The sequence below is a fragment of the Streptomyces sp. NPDC039736 genome, assembly GCF_055596485.1.
This window is the reverse complement of the sequence record NZ_JBVIUQ010000002.1, coordinates 135846-148367: the sequence shown is the minus strand read 5'-3', so window position 1 is coordinate 148367 and position 12522 is coordinate 135846. Positions and strand designations below refer to the sequence as shown.

Genomic DNA, 12522 nt, shown 5'->3' with positions numbered 1-12522 from the left:
GCGGTCTCCTTCTCAGCCCCGCCCGTCCTGGCAGCGCGCCAGCCAGTCCGAGGCCTCCGTGAACTCCCGGTCCGACGTCCCGTGCCGCAGCTCCGGCACGTCCTCCACCGCCACCCCGGCCCTCGGGTACGAACCCAGGAACCGCACCTTCGGAGCGATCCGCTTCAACCCCATCAGGGCCTCGCCCACCCGGCGGTCCGCGATGTGCCCCTCCGCGTCGACCGCGAAGCAGTAGTTCCCGATCCCGGCCCCCGTCGGCCGCGACTGGATCAGCATCAGGTTCACCCCGCGCACCGCGAACTCCTGGAGCAGCTCCAGCAGCGCACCCGGCCGGTCGGGACCCAGCCAGATCACCACCGACGTCTTGTCCGCCCCGGTCGGCGCCGCCGGCCGGGCCGGCCGTCCCACCAGCACGAAGCGCGTCTGCGCGTTCACCGCGTCGTGGATGTCGGTGACCAGCGGCTCAAGCCCGTACGTCGCCGCCGCGAACTCGCCTGCGAAGGCCGCGTCGTACCGCCCCTCCTGCACCAGCCGCGCACCGTCCGCGTTGGAGGCCGACGACTCCCACAGCGCGTCCGGCAGGTTCTCCTTCATCCAGTTGCGGACCTGCGGCTGGGCCGCCGGGTGGGCAGTGACCGTCTTGATGTCCTGGAGCTTCGTCCCCGGCCGCACCAGCAGCGCGAACCGGATCGACAGCAGCACCTCGCGGTAGATCATCAGTGGCTCGCCGGAGGTCAGCGCGTCCAGCGTCGCCGTGATGCCGCCCTCCACCGAGTTCTCGATCGGCACCAGGGCCGCCGCCGCCTCGCCGTTGCGCACCGCGTCCAGCGCGGCCGGGACCGACAGCATCGGGGCGAGCTCGCGGGTGGCGGCTTCGGGGAGCGTACGAAGGGCGACCTCGGTGAAGGTGCCCTCGGGGCCGAGATAGGCGTAGCGCGTCGCTGACATGCGGTCACCCTAATGCGCCGGACGGGGCCGGGACGCGCCGTACGGGAACGGGCGGAGCCTCACGCCTCCAGCAGCCGCTGGCCCACGTACTCGCCCTCGCGCGGACCGCCCGGCACCGCGAACAGCCCGCTCGACTCGTGCCGGATGAACTTCGACAGCGCGTCCCCCCGGTCGAGCTTGCGCTGCACCGGCACGAACCCCCGCATCGGGTCCGCCTGCCAGCAGATGAACAGCAGCCCCGCATCCGGTACCCCGTCCGCCGAGATGCCGTCGTGGTACGAGAACGGCCTGCGCAGCATGGCCGCCCCGCCGTTCTGCTCCGGGGCCGAGATCCGGGAGTGCGCGTCGGACGCGATGACCAGCTTGCCGTTCGGCCCCGCCTTCTGGAGGTCCGGCTCGGTGAACTCGTCCCCGCCGGTCAGCGGCGCGCCGTCCTTCTTGCGCCGTCCGATGACCGCCTCCTGCTCGCCGCGCGGCAGCTTCTCCCAGTCGTCCAGGAGCATGCGGATGCGCCGTACGACCGCGTACGAACCGCCCGCCATCCACTCCTGACCGGCCGGGCCGCCCTTCTCCGGCACGAAGATCCGCTTCTCGAAGTCCGGCTCCGACGGCTTCGGGTTGCCCGTCCCGTCCACCTGGCCCATCAGGTTGCGGGTCGTCATCGGGGCGGCCGTCGCGCCCGGCGAGCGGTTGAACCCGTTCATCTGCCAGCGCACCCGGGCCGCGTCCCCGGCCTCCCGCTGCACCGCCCGCAGCGCGTGGAAGGCGACCAGCGCGTCGTCCGCGCCGATCTGCACCCACAGGTCGCCGTTGCTGCGCCGGGCGTCGAGCCGGTCGGAGGAGAAGTCCGGCAGCGGGTCCAGCTCCACCGGACGCTTGGCCGTCAGCCCCGTCCGGTCGAAGAAGGTCCGTCCGAAACCGAAGGTGACGGTCAGCGACGAAGGACCCGCGTCGAACGCGACTCCGGTGTCCTCCCCGGCCAGCGGCCGCCCCGCCATCAACTGCTGCGCCACCTCCGACCAGCGGCGCAGCAGTGCCGTGGCCTCCTTGCGGCCGGACCCGGGAGCCAGGTCGAACGCGATCAGATGGCCGCGGGCCTGGAGCGGAGTGGTGATTCCGGCCTGGTGTTTCCCGTGGAACATCGCCTTGGCCGTGCCCAGCGAAGCCAGCACCGCTGGACCCTCGCCCTGCGAGGAGACCGCGGTGGCGACACCCGCGCCGCCCGCCGCGCCCACGACCAGTCCGGCCGCCGCGGCTCCGCCCGCGGTGCCGAGCAGCCGCCGCCGCGAGATTCCGCCGGCGGCCGGGGCGTCAGCGTCCGGGGAGGTGGAAGAGGAGGGGGAGGACGAGGTGGAAGAGGGAGTGTTGGTCACGCCGGTCAGCCGATCTTGACGTTCTGGGAAACGGTCACTTGGTCGATGTCGGAGGTGCGGATCGTCACGTCGATCTTCCAGCTCCCGGCGATCGGGATCTGTACACCGTTCGCACTCCAGTGTCCGGCAGCGAGCTTGTCGGGCACGACGGGCAGCGGGCCGATCTGTTTGTCTTCGTTGGTGAACGCGACCTTCAGCTCGGGTGCGTCCACCGGCTTGTTGTCCGGCGAATTGGCCCAGACGTGCAGGGCGTTGCTGCCGGTGCGGCCCGGGGTGACCTGGAGGCGGACGGTGCCCTTGCCGTTCGCGCCGCCGGTGTCGAAGGGCAGGGTCAGGTCGACGGGCCGGTCGGCGACCGCGGGGGCGGCGGCAGTGCCACGGCCCGCCTCCTTGAGTTCGGTACGACCCGGTTCGGTGCCGGTCAGAACGGTGGTGACGGCGAGCAGCACCACGGCGACCCCGGCCTCCAGAAGCACGGAACGGCGCAGTCCGGTGCGCTCCGGGTCGGCGTCGCGGACCCGTTTGGCCCGGACGGTGTTCATGGCGGCCCGCTGCCGGGCGAGCTGGGCGGCCCGCTCGGGGTCGTCGGGCACGGTGACCTCGGCCTCGGCCTCCTGTACCGCCCGCTCCTCGCGCTGTGCGAGTGCGTTCTCCGCCTCGGCCTCCGGAGCCGTCCGCTCCGCCATCCGCCCGATCCACCGGCGGGAGAACCACGCCGCGGCGACCATCACCGCGACCAGCGCGATCTTCGCCAGCAGCAACTTCCCGTACGCCGTCCCGAAGAGGGCGTCCCAGGAGCCGACCTGCCGCCAGGACTGGTAGAGCCCGGTCGCGGCGAGCACGACGACGCTGCCGAAGGCGAGCCGGGAGAAATTCCGTACCGCCGTCCGTTCGAGGAAAGGGGACCGGTAGAGCGCGGTCAGCAGCGCGGCGAGCCCGCCCAGCCACGCGGCGACCGCCAGCATGTGCAGCACGTCGACCGGCATCGCGAGGCCCGGCTGAAGACCCGTCGAGGCGTGCTCGGACATCGCCCAGGTCGCGGCGATGCCCGCGGCCACGACCCCGCCGCCCAGGGCGAGACCGAAGGTGAGGTCCTTGCGCGAGGAGTCCTCGTCGTCCTCCTCCTCGGGCTCCTCGGGCTCTTCGGGGTGGGCCGCCACCTTCTTCGCGTACGCCCCGAAGAGGACGGCGACGAACAGCGCCGCCGCACCGAGCAGCAGCAGCCGCGACACCAGCGCGGCCCCGGTCTTGGTGGTCAGTACGGCCTTGAGCGCGGCCAGGTCGAAGATCCCCGACAGCTCTCCCGACCCGGTGTACGGGGCGCGCAGCAGCAGCATCAGCAGGGTCGCGGCGGTCAGCAGCAGCCAGCCGCGCACCACCAGCCGCTGCATCGGCCGCTCGGAGGCCCCGCGCCGCCAGCAGGCCAGGACGAAGGCCGCACCGCCGACGAGCAGGATGAACCCGGCGTACGCGGCGTACCGCGCGATGCCGTAGAGCACGCCGACGATCCCGCCGCCGGCCTCCTGCGAGGGCAGCACGACGCTGCTCTCGGAGGGGGCGCCGATGGAGAAGGTGAGCGCACCGGAGATGGGGTGGCTGTCCGCGGAGACGGCCTGCCAGGCGACGGTGTACGTGCCGTCGGGGAGTCCCTTGTGCAGTGCGACCCCGTACTGGACCAGGTTGCCGTTGCACAGGTCGAGCACTTCGCCGGTGTCGGCGCGCTTGCCCGTGGGGTCGAGGACGCGGATGGCGTCCTCGCCGAGCTGGATCTGCTCGGAGAAGTTCAGAGTGATGTTCTCGGGGGCGGTGGCGACCACCGCCCCGTCCTTCGGGTTGCTGTCGGTGAGCGCGGCGTGCGCGGCGGCGGGGCCGGCGCTCACGAACAGCGCGCCGACCAGGGCGAGCACCACGAGCAGTGCGCGCACTGCCGTGGAGGCCGCCGAGGGTCCGAAGCGCGGGGCGGTGGTGTCCTTCATGGTGAGTCCTCAGCCCCTCAGTGGTGCTGCTGCGGGTTGTGGGTGGCTGCTTCGACCGGCATGTCGACCTGCACGGTCCCGGCCTTCTCGAAGTGCAGCTCGACGGCGACCTTGTCGCCCTTCTTCGGCTTCTGCTTCACCTCGAGGAACATGATGTGCTTGCCGCCGCGCTTGAGCTCCAGCGTGCCGTTGGCCGGCACCGGGAAGCCCTCCTTGGCCTCCTTCATCTTTCCGTCCGCGGTCGTCTCGTGGATCTCGGCCTTGCCGGAGAACGCGGAGGCGGTGACGGACTTCAGACGGTCGGCGACGGAGCCGGAGTTCTTGACGACGAGGAAGCCGCCCGCCATGTCGGCCATGGCGGGTTCGGGCATGAACGCGCCGGTGACCGCGATCTTCGGCTTGCTGTCGGCCGCCGGGGCAGTCGTCTTGGCAGCGGCCGGGGAGCCGGTCTTGGCGTCGCCGCCGCACGCCGTCAGCGCGAGCGAGCCCGCCACGGCTATGGCGGCGAAACTGGTGAGGCGCGTCGTCCAGCGGAGGGAACGGGTGGTGCGGGTGTTCACGGGGTCTCTCCCTTGACGATCTTCGGGAGATCGGCGGTGTAGTCGTCTGCGGTCGCCTCGTCGGTGTAGAGGAGGTACCCGGCGTCGGTCTTCGGCGAGAACGCGATGACCTGCTTGGTGTGCATCGAGGTGACCTTGCCGTCCTTGTCCTTGGTGGACGGCTCGATGCTGACGCCCAGTTGGCGGGCGCCGGCCTGGATGGTCGGGAAGTCGCCGGTCAGCCCGATGAAGTCGGGGCTGCCCGCGCCCTTGAGCCACTTGCCGAGTTCCTTCGGCGTGTCCCGCTCCGGGTCGGTCGTCACGAAGACGACGCGCAGCTTCTCCTGGTCGGCCTTGGGCAGCTTCTTGTACGCGACCGCGATGTTGCTCATCGTCAGCGGGCACACGTCGGGGCAGTTGGTGTAGCCGAAGTAGATGAGCGTCGGCTTGCCCTTGGTGGCCTCGCGGAAGTCGTACTCCTTGCCGTTCGTGTCCTTCAGGACGAGGTTCGGCTTGGTGTACGGCCGGTCGAGGACCGTCGCGGCCTTCTCCTTGGTCGGGGTGATGTTCGTGGCGGTCCGGCCGTCCTCCTGCTTAGGGGAGGATTCGCCGCCGCACGCGGACAGGGTGAAGGTGGCCGCGGCGACGAGAGCCGCCGCGACCAGCACGTTCTTCTTGTGCATGAAAATCCTGGAACTGTGAGAGGGCGGGTCAGGAGGCGCGGCGACGGCCCGCGAGAACCCCGAACGCCACACCGGCGACACCCACGATGATGCCCACGATGCCGAGCACGCGGGCGGTGGTGTCGCTGGCGGAGGCCGCGGTCTCCTTCTTGTCGTCGTCGTGCGCGTCCGAGGCCTTGGAGTCCTTGGCCTTCTTGTCGTCGTCGGCGGGCGCCGCGCCGTGGCCGTCACTGGCCGGGGCGGTCAGCTTCAGGACGGGCGCGGGGCTCTGCGGCTCCGGCTGGCCCGCCTTGGGCTCCTCGATCCAGCGGACGACTTCCTTGTTGTCGTACGTCTGGATGGCCTTCAGCACGAGCTGGTCGGCGTCCTCGGGGAGCTGGCCGAGCGAGAGCGGGAACTGCTGGAACTCACCGGGGCCGATCTTCCCGCCGGTCCAGGTGATCTTCGAGACGGCTTCCTTGATCTCCTTGCCGTGCACCTTCAGCGGCTTGTCGAGCTTGGCCTTCTCGACGTTCACGGTCCAGCCGGGGACGGCCTGCGGCATCACGGAGGTCAGCGGGTGCTCGGTGACCGGGAAGCTCACTTCGAGCTTCACCGTCGAGGCGTTGTCCCGCTCGTTGGGGACCTTCACATTGACGGTCGCGTAGCCGCCCTTGGCGGCAGCGCCGACCGGCTGCACGGTGACGTGCGCGAAGGCCGGACCGGCGAGCACCACGACGGACGCGGCCGCGGCGACGCCGACGGCGGAGAGGCGGGAGATACGGGTGCGACGGTTTGCGTTCATGACGGTGAACCCCACATGGCAGAAGTGGATCGGGTGAGAGGCACACCTCGCGGGGCGCGCCGATGTTTCACGTGAAACGTGGAACACCGCGGCGCACACCTCGGCGAGGCGCGCCGGAAGCACGACCCGCCTCCGGTGACGTACGCGAGGGGGCCGTGTCAGGCAGCGAGGGAGAACGCCGTCGCGGGCGGCCCGCGCCTGATCACCGAGTGCTGGAGGTCCTCCTCGCCCGTGCGCACGGGAACGAGGAAGGGTGCGGGCGCCGACAGCGGCCCGCACGCGGGCGCGCCGGAAAGCCCCGCCCACAGGGCGCGCACCAGCGCGAAGGCGGCACGCAGGGCGCGTACGAGCACTCCCACGGCCACTTCGTACGCCCCGTAGGCGGACAGCCGGGCCAGCCGGCGCAGTGCGAGATCGCCGTGCCGCAGCAGCCACCCGGTCGCGAGCGCGGCCAACAGGTGACCGAGCAGCATGGGGAGGCTGGGGACCAGGGAATGCAGACAGCCGGCCGCACCGGCGCCGATGTCCTGTCCGCCGCCCGTACCGAGGGCGGCGTAGCCCTCGTACGCCGTCCCGGACGCTCCCGTTCCGTGGGCGGTGTGCGCACCGGAGGCCGGGTCGAGGCCCGCCGTGGCGAGCACCTTCCGCGTCTCGGCGTCGCTCATGCCGGCGCCGCCGCCGCACATCAACTGCGCGGCGAGTCCGGACAGCGGCGCGTCGCCGCCGCCCCGCACCGTGCCCGCGTGGTTCTGGCCGAGGCCGAACAGGGCGTGCAGCGCGAGCTGTCCCGCCGTCATCGCGAAGGTGATGCCGGGCAGGGAACGCGTGCGTCCGGCCAGCGGCACGGCCAGCGCGAACACCCCGGTGAAGGCCACCGCGAGGGTCCACCACGGCACGCTCGCCGTGGAGCCCAGCACGTGCCCCGTCGCGGACAGCACGACGCAGACCGCGGCGAACACCGCGGCCCTGGCGAGTCGCGGAGCGACCCGTTCGTGTGCGCCCGGCGGGGCGGGGGGCTGTGACATGGCGCAGCCATCATCGCACTGCGCCCCGGTGGCGGACCGGGCAGGTCCGGAAGCTCACAATCGTCCGGTACGTCACGGGGCCCGGCCGGCGCCGGGTCCCCGCGGCGGCCTCCGGCGGCCCGGCGCGCGGAGTGCGCGCATCCGCCGAACGAGCGCTCCGGCACCGGTTCCTGGCTTACCGACCGCCGTCGGCGGCAATAGGTAGTCGTATGTCGAGCCGCAGCCAGGAGGCTGGAGCATGAGCATCTGGTGGTCACTCCACTTGCGGCGCGAAGCCGCGAGCGTTCCGCTCGCCCGCCGTCTTCTGCTCGACAGCATGAACACCGCGGGCGTCGATCCGGACATCTCCTACGACCTCTCGGTCGCCCTCAGCGAAGCCTGTGCCAACGCGGTCGAGCACGGCGGCGACGACGAGCCGGACCCGCAGTGCGCGGCGTACCAGGTCACCGCCTACCTCGACGGCGACACCTGTCGCATCGAGGTCGCCGATTCGGGTCCCGGCTTCCCGGCCGAGCGCAGACGCGGCAGGGGCCGGGCGCGCACGCACCTGCGCGAGAGCGGCCGCGGGCTGTGCCTCATCGAGCAGCTCGCCGACCACGTGCACTTCCGCAACCGGCCCGGCCGGGGCGCGGTGGTCAGCTTCGACAAGATCTTGAAAGGGCGCGAGGGCATACTGCTCCGGGCATCCTGAGATTCCCGGGCGGCATGCCCTCGTACGTCACCCCCGCACGGCCGGCCCGCGTACGGGCGACCCGTGCCCGGCTCCTACTCGGCGGCCCTGGTCGCCGCCATCCACGCCTCGACCTCGTCGGAGCGGCGCGGCAGCGCGGCCGACAGGTTCCGGTTTCCGTCCTCGGTGACCAGGATGTCGTCCTCGATCCGCACGCCGATGCCGCGGTACTCCTCGGGCACCGTCAGGTCGTCGGCCTGGAAGTACAGGCCGGGCTCGACGGTCAGGCACACGCCCGGCTCCAGGACGCCGTCGGCGTACGCCTCGCGGCGCGCGGCGGCGCAGTCGTGGACGTCCAGGCCCAGCATGTGACCGGTGCCGTGCAGGGTCCAGCGGCGCTGGAGACCCAGTTCCAGGACGCGCTCGGCCGGGCCCTCCACGAGGCCCCACTCGACGAGCTTCTCGGCGAGCACGCGCTGGGCGGCCTCGTGGAAGTCACGGTAGGAGGCGCCGGGCTTGACGGCCGCGATACCGGCCTCCTGGGCCTCGTACACCGCGTCGTAGATCTTCTTCTGGAGCGGCGAGAACGTGCCGTTGATCGGCAGCGTGCGCGTCACGTCGGCGGTGTAGAGGGTGTGCGTCTCCACCCCGGCGTCGAGCAGCAGCAGGTCGCCGGAGCGCACCGCGCCGTCGTTGCGCACCCAGTGCAGCGTCGTGGCGTGCGGGCCGGCGGCGCAGATCGAGCCGTAGCCGATGTCGTTGCCCTCGACGCGGGCGCGCAGGAAGAACGTGCCCTCCAGGTAGCGCTCGGAGGTGGCCTCGGCCTTGTCCAGGACCTTCACCACGTCCTCGAAGCCGCGGACGGTGGAGTCGACGGCCTTCTGGAGCTCGCCGATCTCGAACTCGTCCTTCACCACGCGGGCCTCGGAGAGGTAGACGCGCAGCTCCTCGTCCGTCTCGGCGGTGGTCTTGTCGGCGAGGGCGGCCTCGATGCCCGCGTCGTGCCCGCGGACGTTGCGGACCCGGCCGGTGGCCTCGCGCAGCGCCTTGGGCAGTTCGCGGACGTCCTTGGCGGGCAGGCCCAGCAGTTGCTCGGCCTCGGTGAGGGAGTGGCGGCGGCCGACCCACAGCTCGCCCTGGCCGTCCAGCCAGAACTCGCCGTTCTCCCGGTTGGAGCGCGGCAGCAGGTAGACCGTCGCGTCGTGCCCGGACTCGGTCGGCTCCAGCACCAGGACGCCGTCCTGGGTCTGGTCGCCGGTCAGGTACGCGTACTCGGTGGAGGCGCGGAAGGCGTACTCGGTGTCGTTGGAGCGCGTCTTGAGGTTGCCCGCGGGGACCACCAGGCGCTCGCCCGGGAAGCGCGCGGAGAGCGCGGCGCGGCGGGCGGCGGTGTGCTCGGCCTGCGCGATCGGCTCCAGGCCGTGCAGCTCGGTGTCCGCCCAGCCGGACTTCATGTTCTCGGCGAGCTCGTCGGACAGACCCGGGTACAGCCCGTTCTTGCGCTGCTTGATGGGCTCTTCCTCCGTGGCTTCGGCCTCGCCGTCCACAACTTCCGGGGTCTCCGGCTTGAGCTCCTCAGACACGACACGTCTCCTCATACGACACAGGGACCAGGGGTTTCCCGCCTCCTGGTTCTCCATCGTATGTCCGTGCGGTCGATCGCTCCCCGGCCTGTGGACAACTGTGAGGAATCCATCCGCACCGGGCCGCACCGGCCCCCGTCGGCGCCCCGGCGGTCCCGTCCGGGCCGCGGGATCAGTCGAAGCGGGCCGCCAGCAGCACGACGTCCTCCGCCGAGTCCACCGCGTCCAGCCCGTCGGGCAGCACCGTGCGCAGCACGTGGTCGCAGATCGCCCCCGGGTCGCTGCGGACCGCCTTCGGCACGCCCGCCGCCGCCGCGTGCAGCCGCGCGAACGCCCGGTCCATCGGGTCGCCCGTGCGGCGCAGCAGCCCGTCGGTGTAGAGCAGCACGGTCTCGCCCGGGTATGGGCTGATGTCCACGCTGGGCGCCTCCCAGCACGAGAGCATCCCCAGCGGAGCCGACAGCGACGTCTCCGCGTACTCGGTGCGCCGCTCGCCGACGATCAGCGGCGGGGTGTGCCCCGCCCCGGCGAGCACGATCTTCCGCTTGGCCGGTTCGCAGTACGCCAGCAGCGCGGTCGCCGAGCGCGCGGGCTCGGTCAGCCGCAGCAGCAGCTCCAGGTCGGAGAGGACGGCGACGGGGTCCTCGCCCTCCATGACGGCGTACGCCCGCATGCTCGCCCGCAGCCGTCCCATCGCGGCGGTCGCACTGGGCCCGGCGCCGGTGACCGACCCGACGACCAGACCGAGCGCCCCTTCCGGCAGCGGCAGCGCGTCGTAGAAGTCGCCGCCGCCGCGCGGCCCGGTCCGGTGGCGCACCGCCAGCCGTACGCCCGCGACCCGGGGCAGGCGGCTGGGCAGCAGCTCCTCGGTCAGGGCCCGCACCTGCGCCCGCGCCCGCTCCAGCTCCAGCAGCCGGGCCAGGTGCTCGGAGGCGTACCGGCCGTAGAGCCGCACCAGGTGCCGCTGGCGCTCCGCCGGTTCGGCGGGTTCGTCGTACAGCCAGACGGCCGCGCCGAGCCGACCGGCGGCCCCGGCGAGGGGGAGCGCGTAACTGGCGGCGTAACCGAGGCGGCGGGCGACCTCGCGGTGCAGCGGGTCGAGCCCCTCCTCGTGCAGCAGGTCGGGGCTGGCGCCCGGGTCGCCGTCACCGGGCCCGGCGACGCCTTCGAGGAAGCGGCCGTACGCGGTGGCGTCGCGCGGCACGGTCTCGATGTGGCCGAGGTCGGCGTGCGCGAGACCGAGGCCGACGGTGCTGGCGGGCCCGAGGCCGTCGGCCGGCTCCAGCACGGCGAGTCCCCGGCGGGCCCCGACGAGGGCGGCTCCGGCACGCACCACCTCGTGCAGCGCCTCGTCGAGGGTGCCCGTCGCCACCAGGCGTTCGGTCAGTTCGTGCAGGGTGGTCAGGTCCGAGACCCAGCCCGCCAGCCGGTCCTGGATCACCGCTCCCGTGGGGACGGAGGGCGTTCCCGCAGGCGCGGGAGTCTGCGCGGGGGGCGGAACCAGTGGATCGATTCCGGCCACTTTCGGCACGTTCGGGGCGCTCATGTCAGCCGGCTTTCCACCTGGTGCGTTCTGCTCAATAGCATCGCAAACCCCCATGTCATTCTGCGCCGCTATCAATGGATCCACATCTACACGCAGATGTAAGGCCATGTCCAGCATTGTCCTGGAGGGATTGATGGTGTCCCTGGGAAAACAGAGGAATGGGTACCTGGCCGGAAAAAGCCGCCCCGTACCCGCATTTGCGGTCGACTGAGGGCGTTCGACAGCGCGTCATATCGGCCGTGCTGGGTATCTGCCTCAGGTGATGACCGGGGGACTGCGGCCGTGCCGCCGTCGGCCCGGAACCCGGCGGCAGGCGCAGGCGTCCTATCCGCTGTGGGCCCGGCGCCGTTCCGAATGACGGTCAGGGACCGTTCAGGCACCAGGGATCAAGCACCAGGGATCAGCACCATCGGAAACGACGGCGACGTCCCTCGGGGACGGGAAAGCGCCCTGTGCGCGCCACCCCCCGCCACGTTCCGCGCTCGGCCCCTGTGGGGCTGCCGTACCGCAGGCTGTCGAGTGGCTCTGAAATACGTCCCGTAAGTACGCGCAGTGTGCAGCAGTGAGTGCAGTAGTCATGTGGACCTCGGCGTTCAACGGAAAGGAACGAGCGCTCATGCGCGAGATCCTCGGAAGGCGACGCAGGCTCCGGTTCCGGCGGAGCGAGCGGTCGGTCCTGCCCGGTACGGCGCTCACCTGCGCCACCGTGTGGCAGTGGCCGGTCCTGCCGGGCGTGGGGCTGACGGCGGCCGACGGCCGCGCGGGCGCGGCGGTTCGCTGCGCCTGTCCCGACCCTGAGTGCGTGGTGCCCGGCGCGCACCCCTTCGATCCCGGCCTGCCGGCCGCCACCACCGACGCGCGCATGGTGCGCTGGTGGTGGGAGAAGCGCCCGGACGCACCGGTGGTGCTCGCCACCGGCGGGCGCGCCCCCTGCGCGCTCAGTCTCCCGGCGCTGGCGGGCGCGCGGGCGCTGGTGGCGCTGGACCGGATGGGGGTGCGCCTGGGCCCGGTCGTGGCGACGTCCACCCGGTGGTCGCTGCTGGTCGCTCCGTACTCCCTGGAGCGGCTCGGTGAACTCCTGTACGCCAAGGACCGGGTGCCCTCCTCGCTGAGGTTCCACGGCGACGGCGGCTATCTGGTGCTGCCGCCCGCCGAAACGGGTGCGGGGCAGGCGCGTTGGGAGCGCGAACCGGCGCTCGGCGGGGACGGGCGCCCCTGGCTGCCGGACGTGGAGACGGTGCTGGACGCCCTGGTGGTGGCGAGCAGCGGTGCTCCCGGCGGCGGCAGCAGGCTCGCCTACTGACCCGTGTTCGGTGAGCGGCGGCGGCGGACCGCCGTGCGCCGCTCACTCGTAAGAGTGCGAGACGGCGCGAGTTCAGCGGAATTGGGCGCGCG

The 12522-nt window shown here is 72.1% G+C and carries 11 protein-coding genes; 2 read left to right on the top strand and 9 right to left on the bottom strand.

Going from position 1 to position 12522, the window contains the following annotated elements; translation table 11 throughout:
• Positions 1-12: 12 nt before the first annotated feature.
• The 7 genes from pheA to ACZ56L_RS05595 all read right to left on the bottom strand — a co-directional run bounded on the left by pheA (position 13) and on the right by ACZ56L_RS05595 (position 7328).
• A complete protein-coding gene (gene pheA, locus ACZ56L_RS05625) occupies positions 13-948 on the bottom strand; it encodes a prephenate dehydratase (protein WP_345220769.1) in 936 nt (311 codons plus the stop codon).
• A gap of 59 nt (positions 949-1007) precedes the next feature.
• Positions 1008-2321 (bottom strand): iron uptake transporter deferrochelatase/peroxidase subunit, encoded by a 1314-nt coding sequence (gene efeB / locus ACZ56L_RS05620; protein ID WP_468690959.1) that lies wholly within the window; start codon positions 2319-2321, stop codon positions 1008-1010.
• A gap of 5 nt (positions 2322-2326) precedes the next feature.
• Complete coding sequence (locus ACZ56L_RS05615; protein WP_471061943.1) at positions 2327-4297, bottom strand: copper resistance CopC/CopD family protein; 1971 nt, start codon at positions 4295-4297, stop codon at positions 2327-2329.
• 17 nt (positions 4298-4314) lie between these two features.
• The gene (locus tag ACZ56L_RS05610) at positions 4315-4797 is read right to left on the bottom strand and encodes a copper chaperone PCu(A)C (RefSeq protein ID WP_380836813.1); all 483 of its coding nucleotides are present in this window, start codon (positions 4795-4797) and stop codon (positions 4315-4317) included.
• A 56-nt stretch (positions 4798-4853) separates the two neighbouring features.
• Positions 4854-5519, bottom strand: a complete 666-nt coding sequence (locus ACZ56L_RS05605) for an SCO family protein (RefSeq protein WP_468690962.1) — start codon at positions 5517-5519, stop codon at positions 4854-4856.
• 28 nt (positions 5520-5547) lie between these two features.
• The gene (locus ACZ56L_RS05600; RefSeq protein WP_471061939.1) at positions 5548-6303 is read right to left on the bottom strand and encodes a YcnI family copper-binding membrane protein; all 756 of its coding nucleotides are present in this window, start codon (positions 6301-6303) and stop codon (positions 5548-5550) included.
• Positions 6304-6461: 158 nt separating this feature from the next.
• The gene (locus tag ACZ56L_RS05595; protein ID WP_471061937.1) at positions 6462-7328 is read right to left on the bottom strand and encodes a hypothetical protein; all 867 of its coding nucleotides are present in this window, start codon (positions 7326-7328) and stop codon (positions 6462-6464) included.
• A 238-nt stretch (positions 7329-7566) separates the two neighbouring features.
• On the opposite strand from ACZ56L_RS05595, the gene ACZ56L_RS05590 reads away from it, so the two are divergent.
• Positions 7567-8019: an ATP-binding protein gene (locus ACZ56L_RS05590; RefSeq protein ID WP_468690966.1), complete on the top strand. Its 453-nt coding sequence runs from the start codon at positions 7567-7569 to the stop codon at positions 8017-8019.
• Between the two features lie 74 nt (positions 8020-8093).
• Here ACZ56L_RS05590 and ACZ56L_RS05585 read toward each other — a convergent pair whose 3' ends face one another.
• Complete coding sequence (locus ACZ56L_RS05585) at positions 8094-9581, bottom strand: aminopeptidase P family protein (RefSeq protein ID WP_345220752.1); 1488 nt, start codon at positions 9579-9581, stop codon at positions 8094-8096.
• Between the two features lie 172 nt (positions 9582-9753).
• Entirely contained in the window at positions 9754-11244 is a 1491-nt protein-coding gene (locus tag ACZ56L_RS05580) for a PP2C family protein-serine/threonine phosphatase (protein ID WP_471061932.1), read from the bottom strand.
• Positions 11245-11743: 499 nt separating this feature from the next.
• Here ACZ56L_RS05580 and ACZ56L_RS05575 point away from each other — a divergent pair, with 499 nt between their 5' ends.
• Positions 11744-12430 (top strand): bifunctional DNA primase/polymerase, encoded by a 687-nt coding sequence (locus ACZ56L_RS05575; RefSeq protein ID WP_401755316.1) that lies wholly within the window; start codon positions 11744-11746, stop codon positions 12428-12430.
• Positions 12431-12522 lie beyond the last annotated feature (92 nt).

What these genes read in the sequence shown, in the direction of transcription:
- pheA (WP_345220769.1), bottom strand. Translation starts at nt 948, where the DNA reads ATGTCAGCGACGCGCTACGCCTATCTCGGCCCCGAGGGCACCTTCACC.
- ACZ56L_RS05615 (WP_471061943.1), bottom strand. Translation starts at nt 4,297, where the DNA reads ATGAAGGACACCACCGCCCCGCGCTTCGGACCCTCGGCGGCCTCCACG.
- ACZ56L_RS05605 (WP_468690962.1), bottom strand. Translation starts at nt 5,519, where the DNA reads ATGCACAAGAAGAACGTGCTGGTCGCGGCGGCTCTCGTCGCCGCGGCC.
- ACZ56L_RS05600 (WP_471061939.1), bottom strand. Translation starts at nt 6,303, where the DNA reads ATGAACGCAAACCGTCGCACCCGTATCTCCCGCCTCTCCGCCGTCGGC.
- ACZ56L_RS05595 (WP_471061937.1), bottom strand. Translation starts at nt 7,328, where the DNA reads ATGTCACAGCCCCCCGCCCCGCCGGGCGCACACGAACGGGTCGCTCCG.
- ACZ56L_RS05590 (WP_468690966.1), top strand. Translation starts at nt 7,567, where the DNA reads ATGAGCATCTGGTGGTCACTCCACTTGCGGCGCGAAGCCGCGAGCGTT.
- ACZ56L_RS05580 (WP_471061932.1), bottom strand. Translation starts at nt 11,244, where the DNA reads ATGCTGGACATGGCCTTACATCTGCGTGTAGATGTGGATCCATTGATA.
- ACZ56L_RS05575 (WP_401755316.1), top strand. Translation starts at nt 11,744, where the DNA reads ATGCGCGAGATCCTCGGAAGGCGACGCAGGCTCCGGTTCCGGCGGAGC.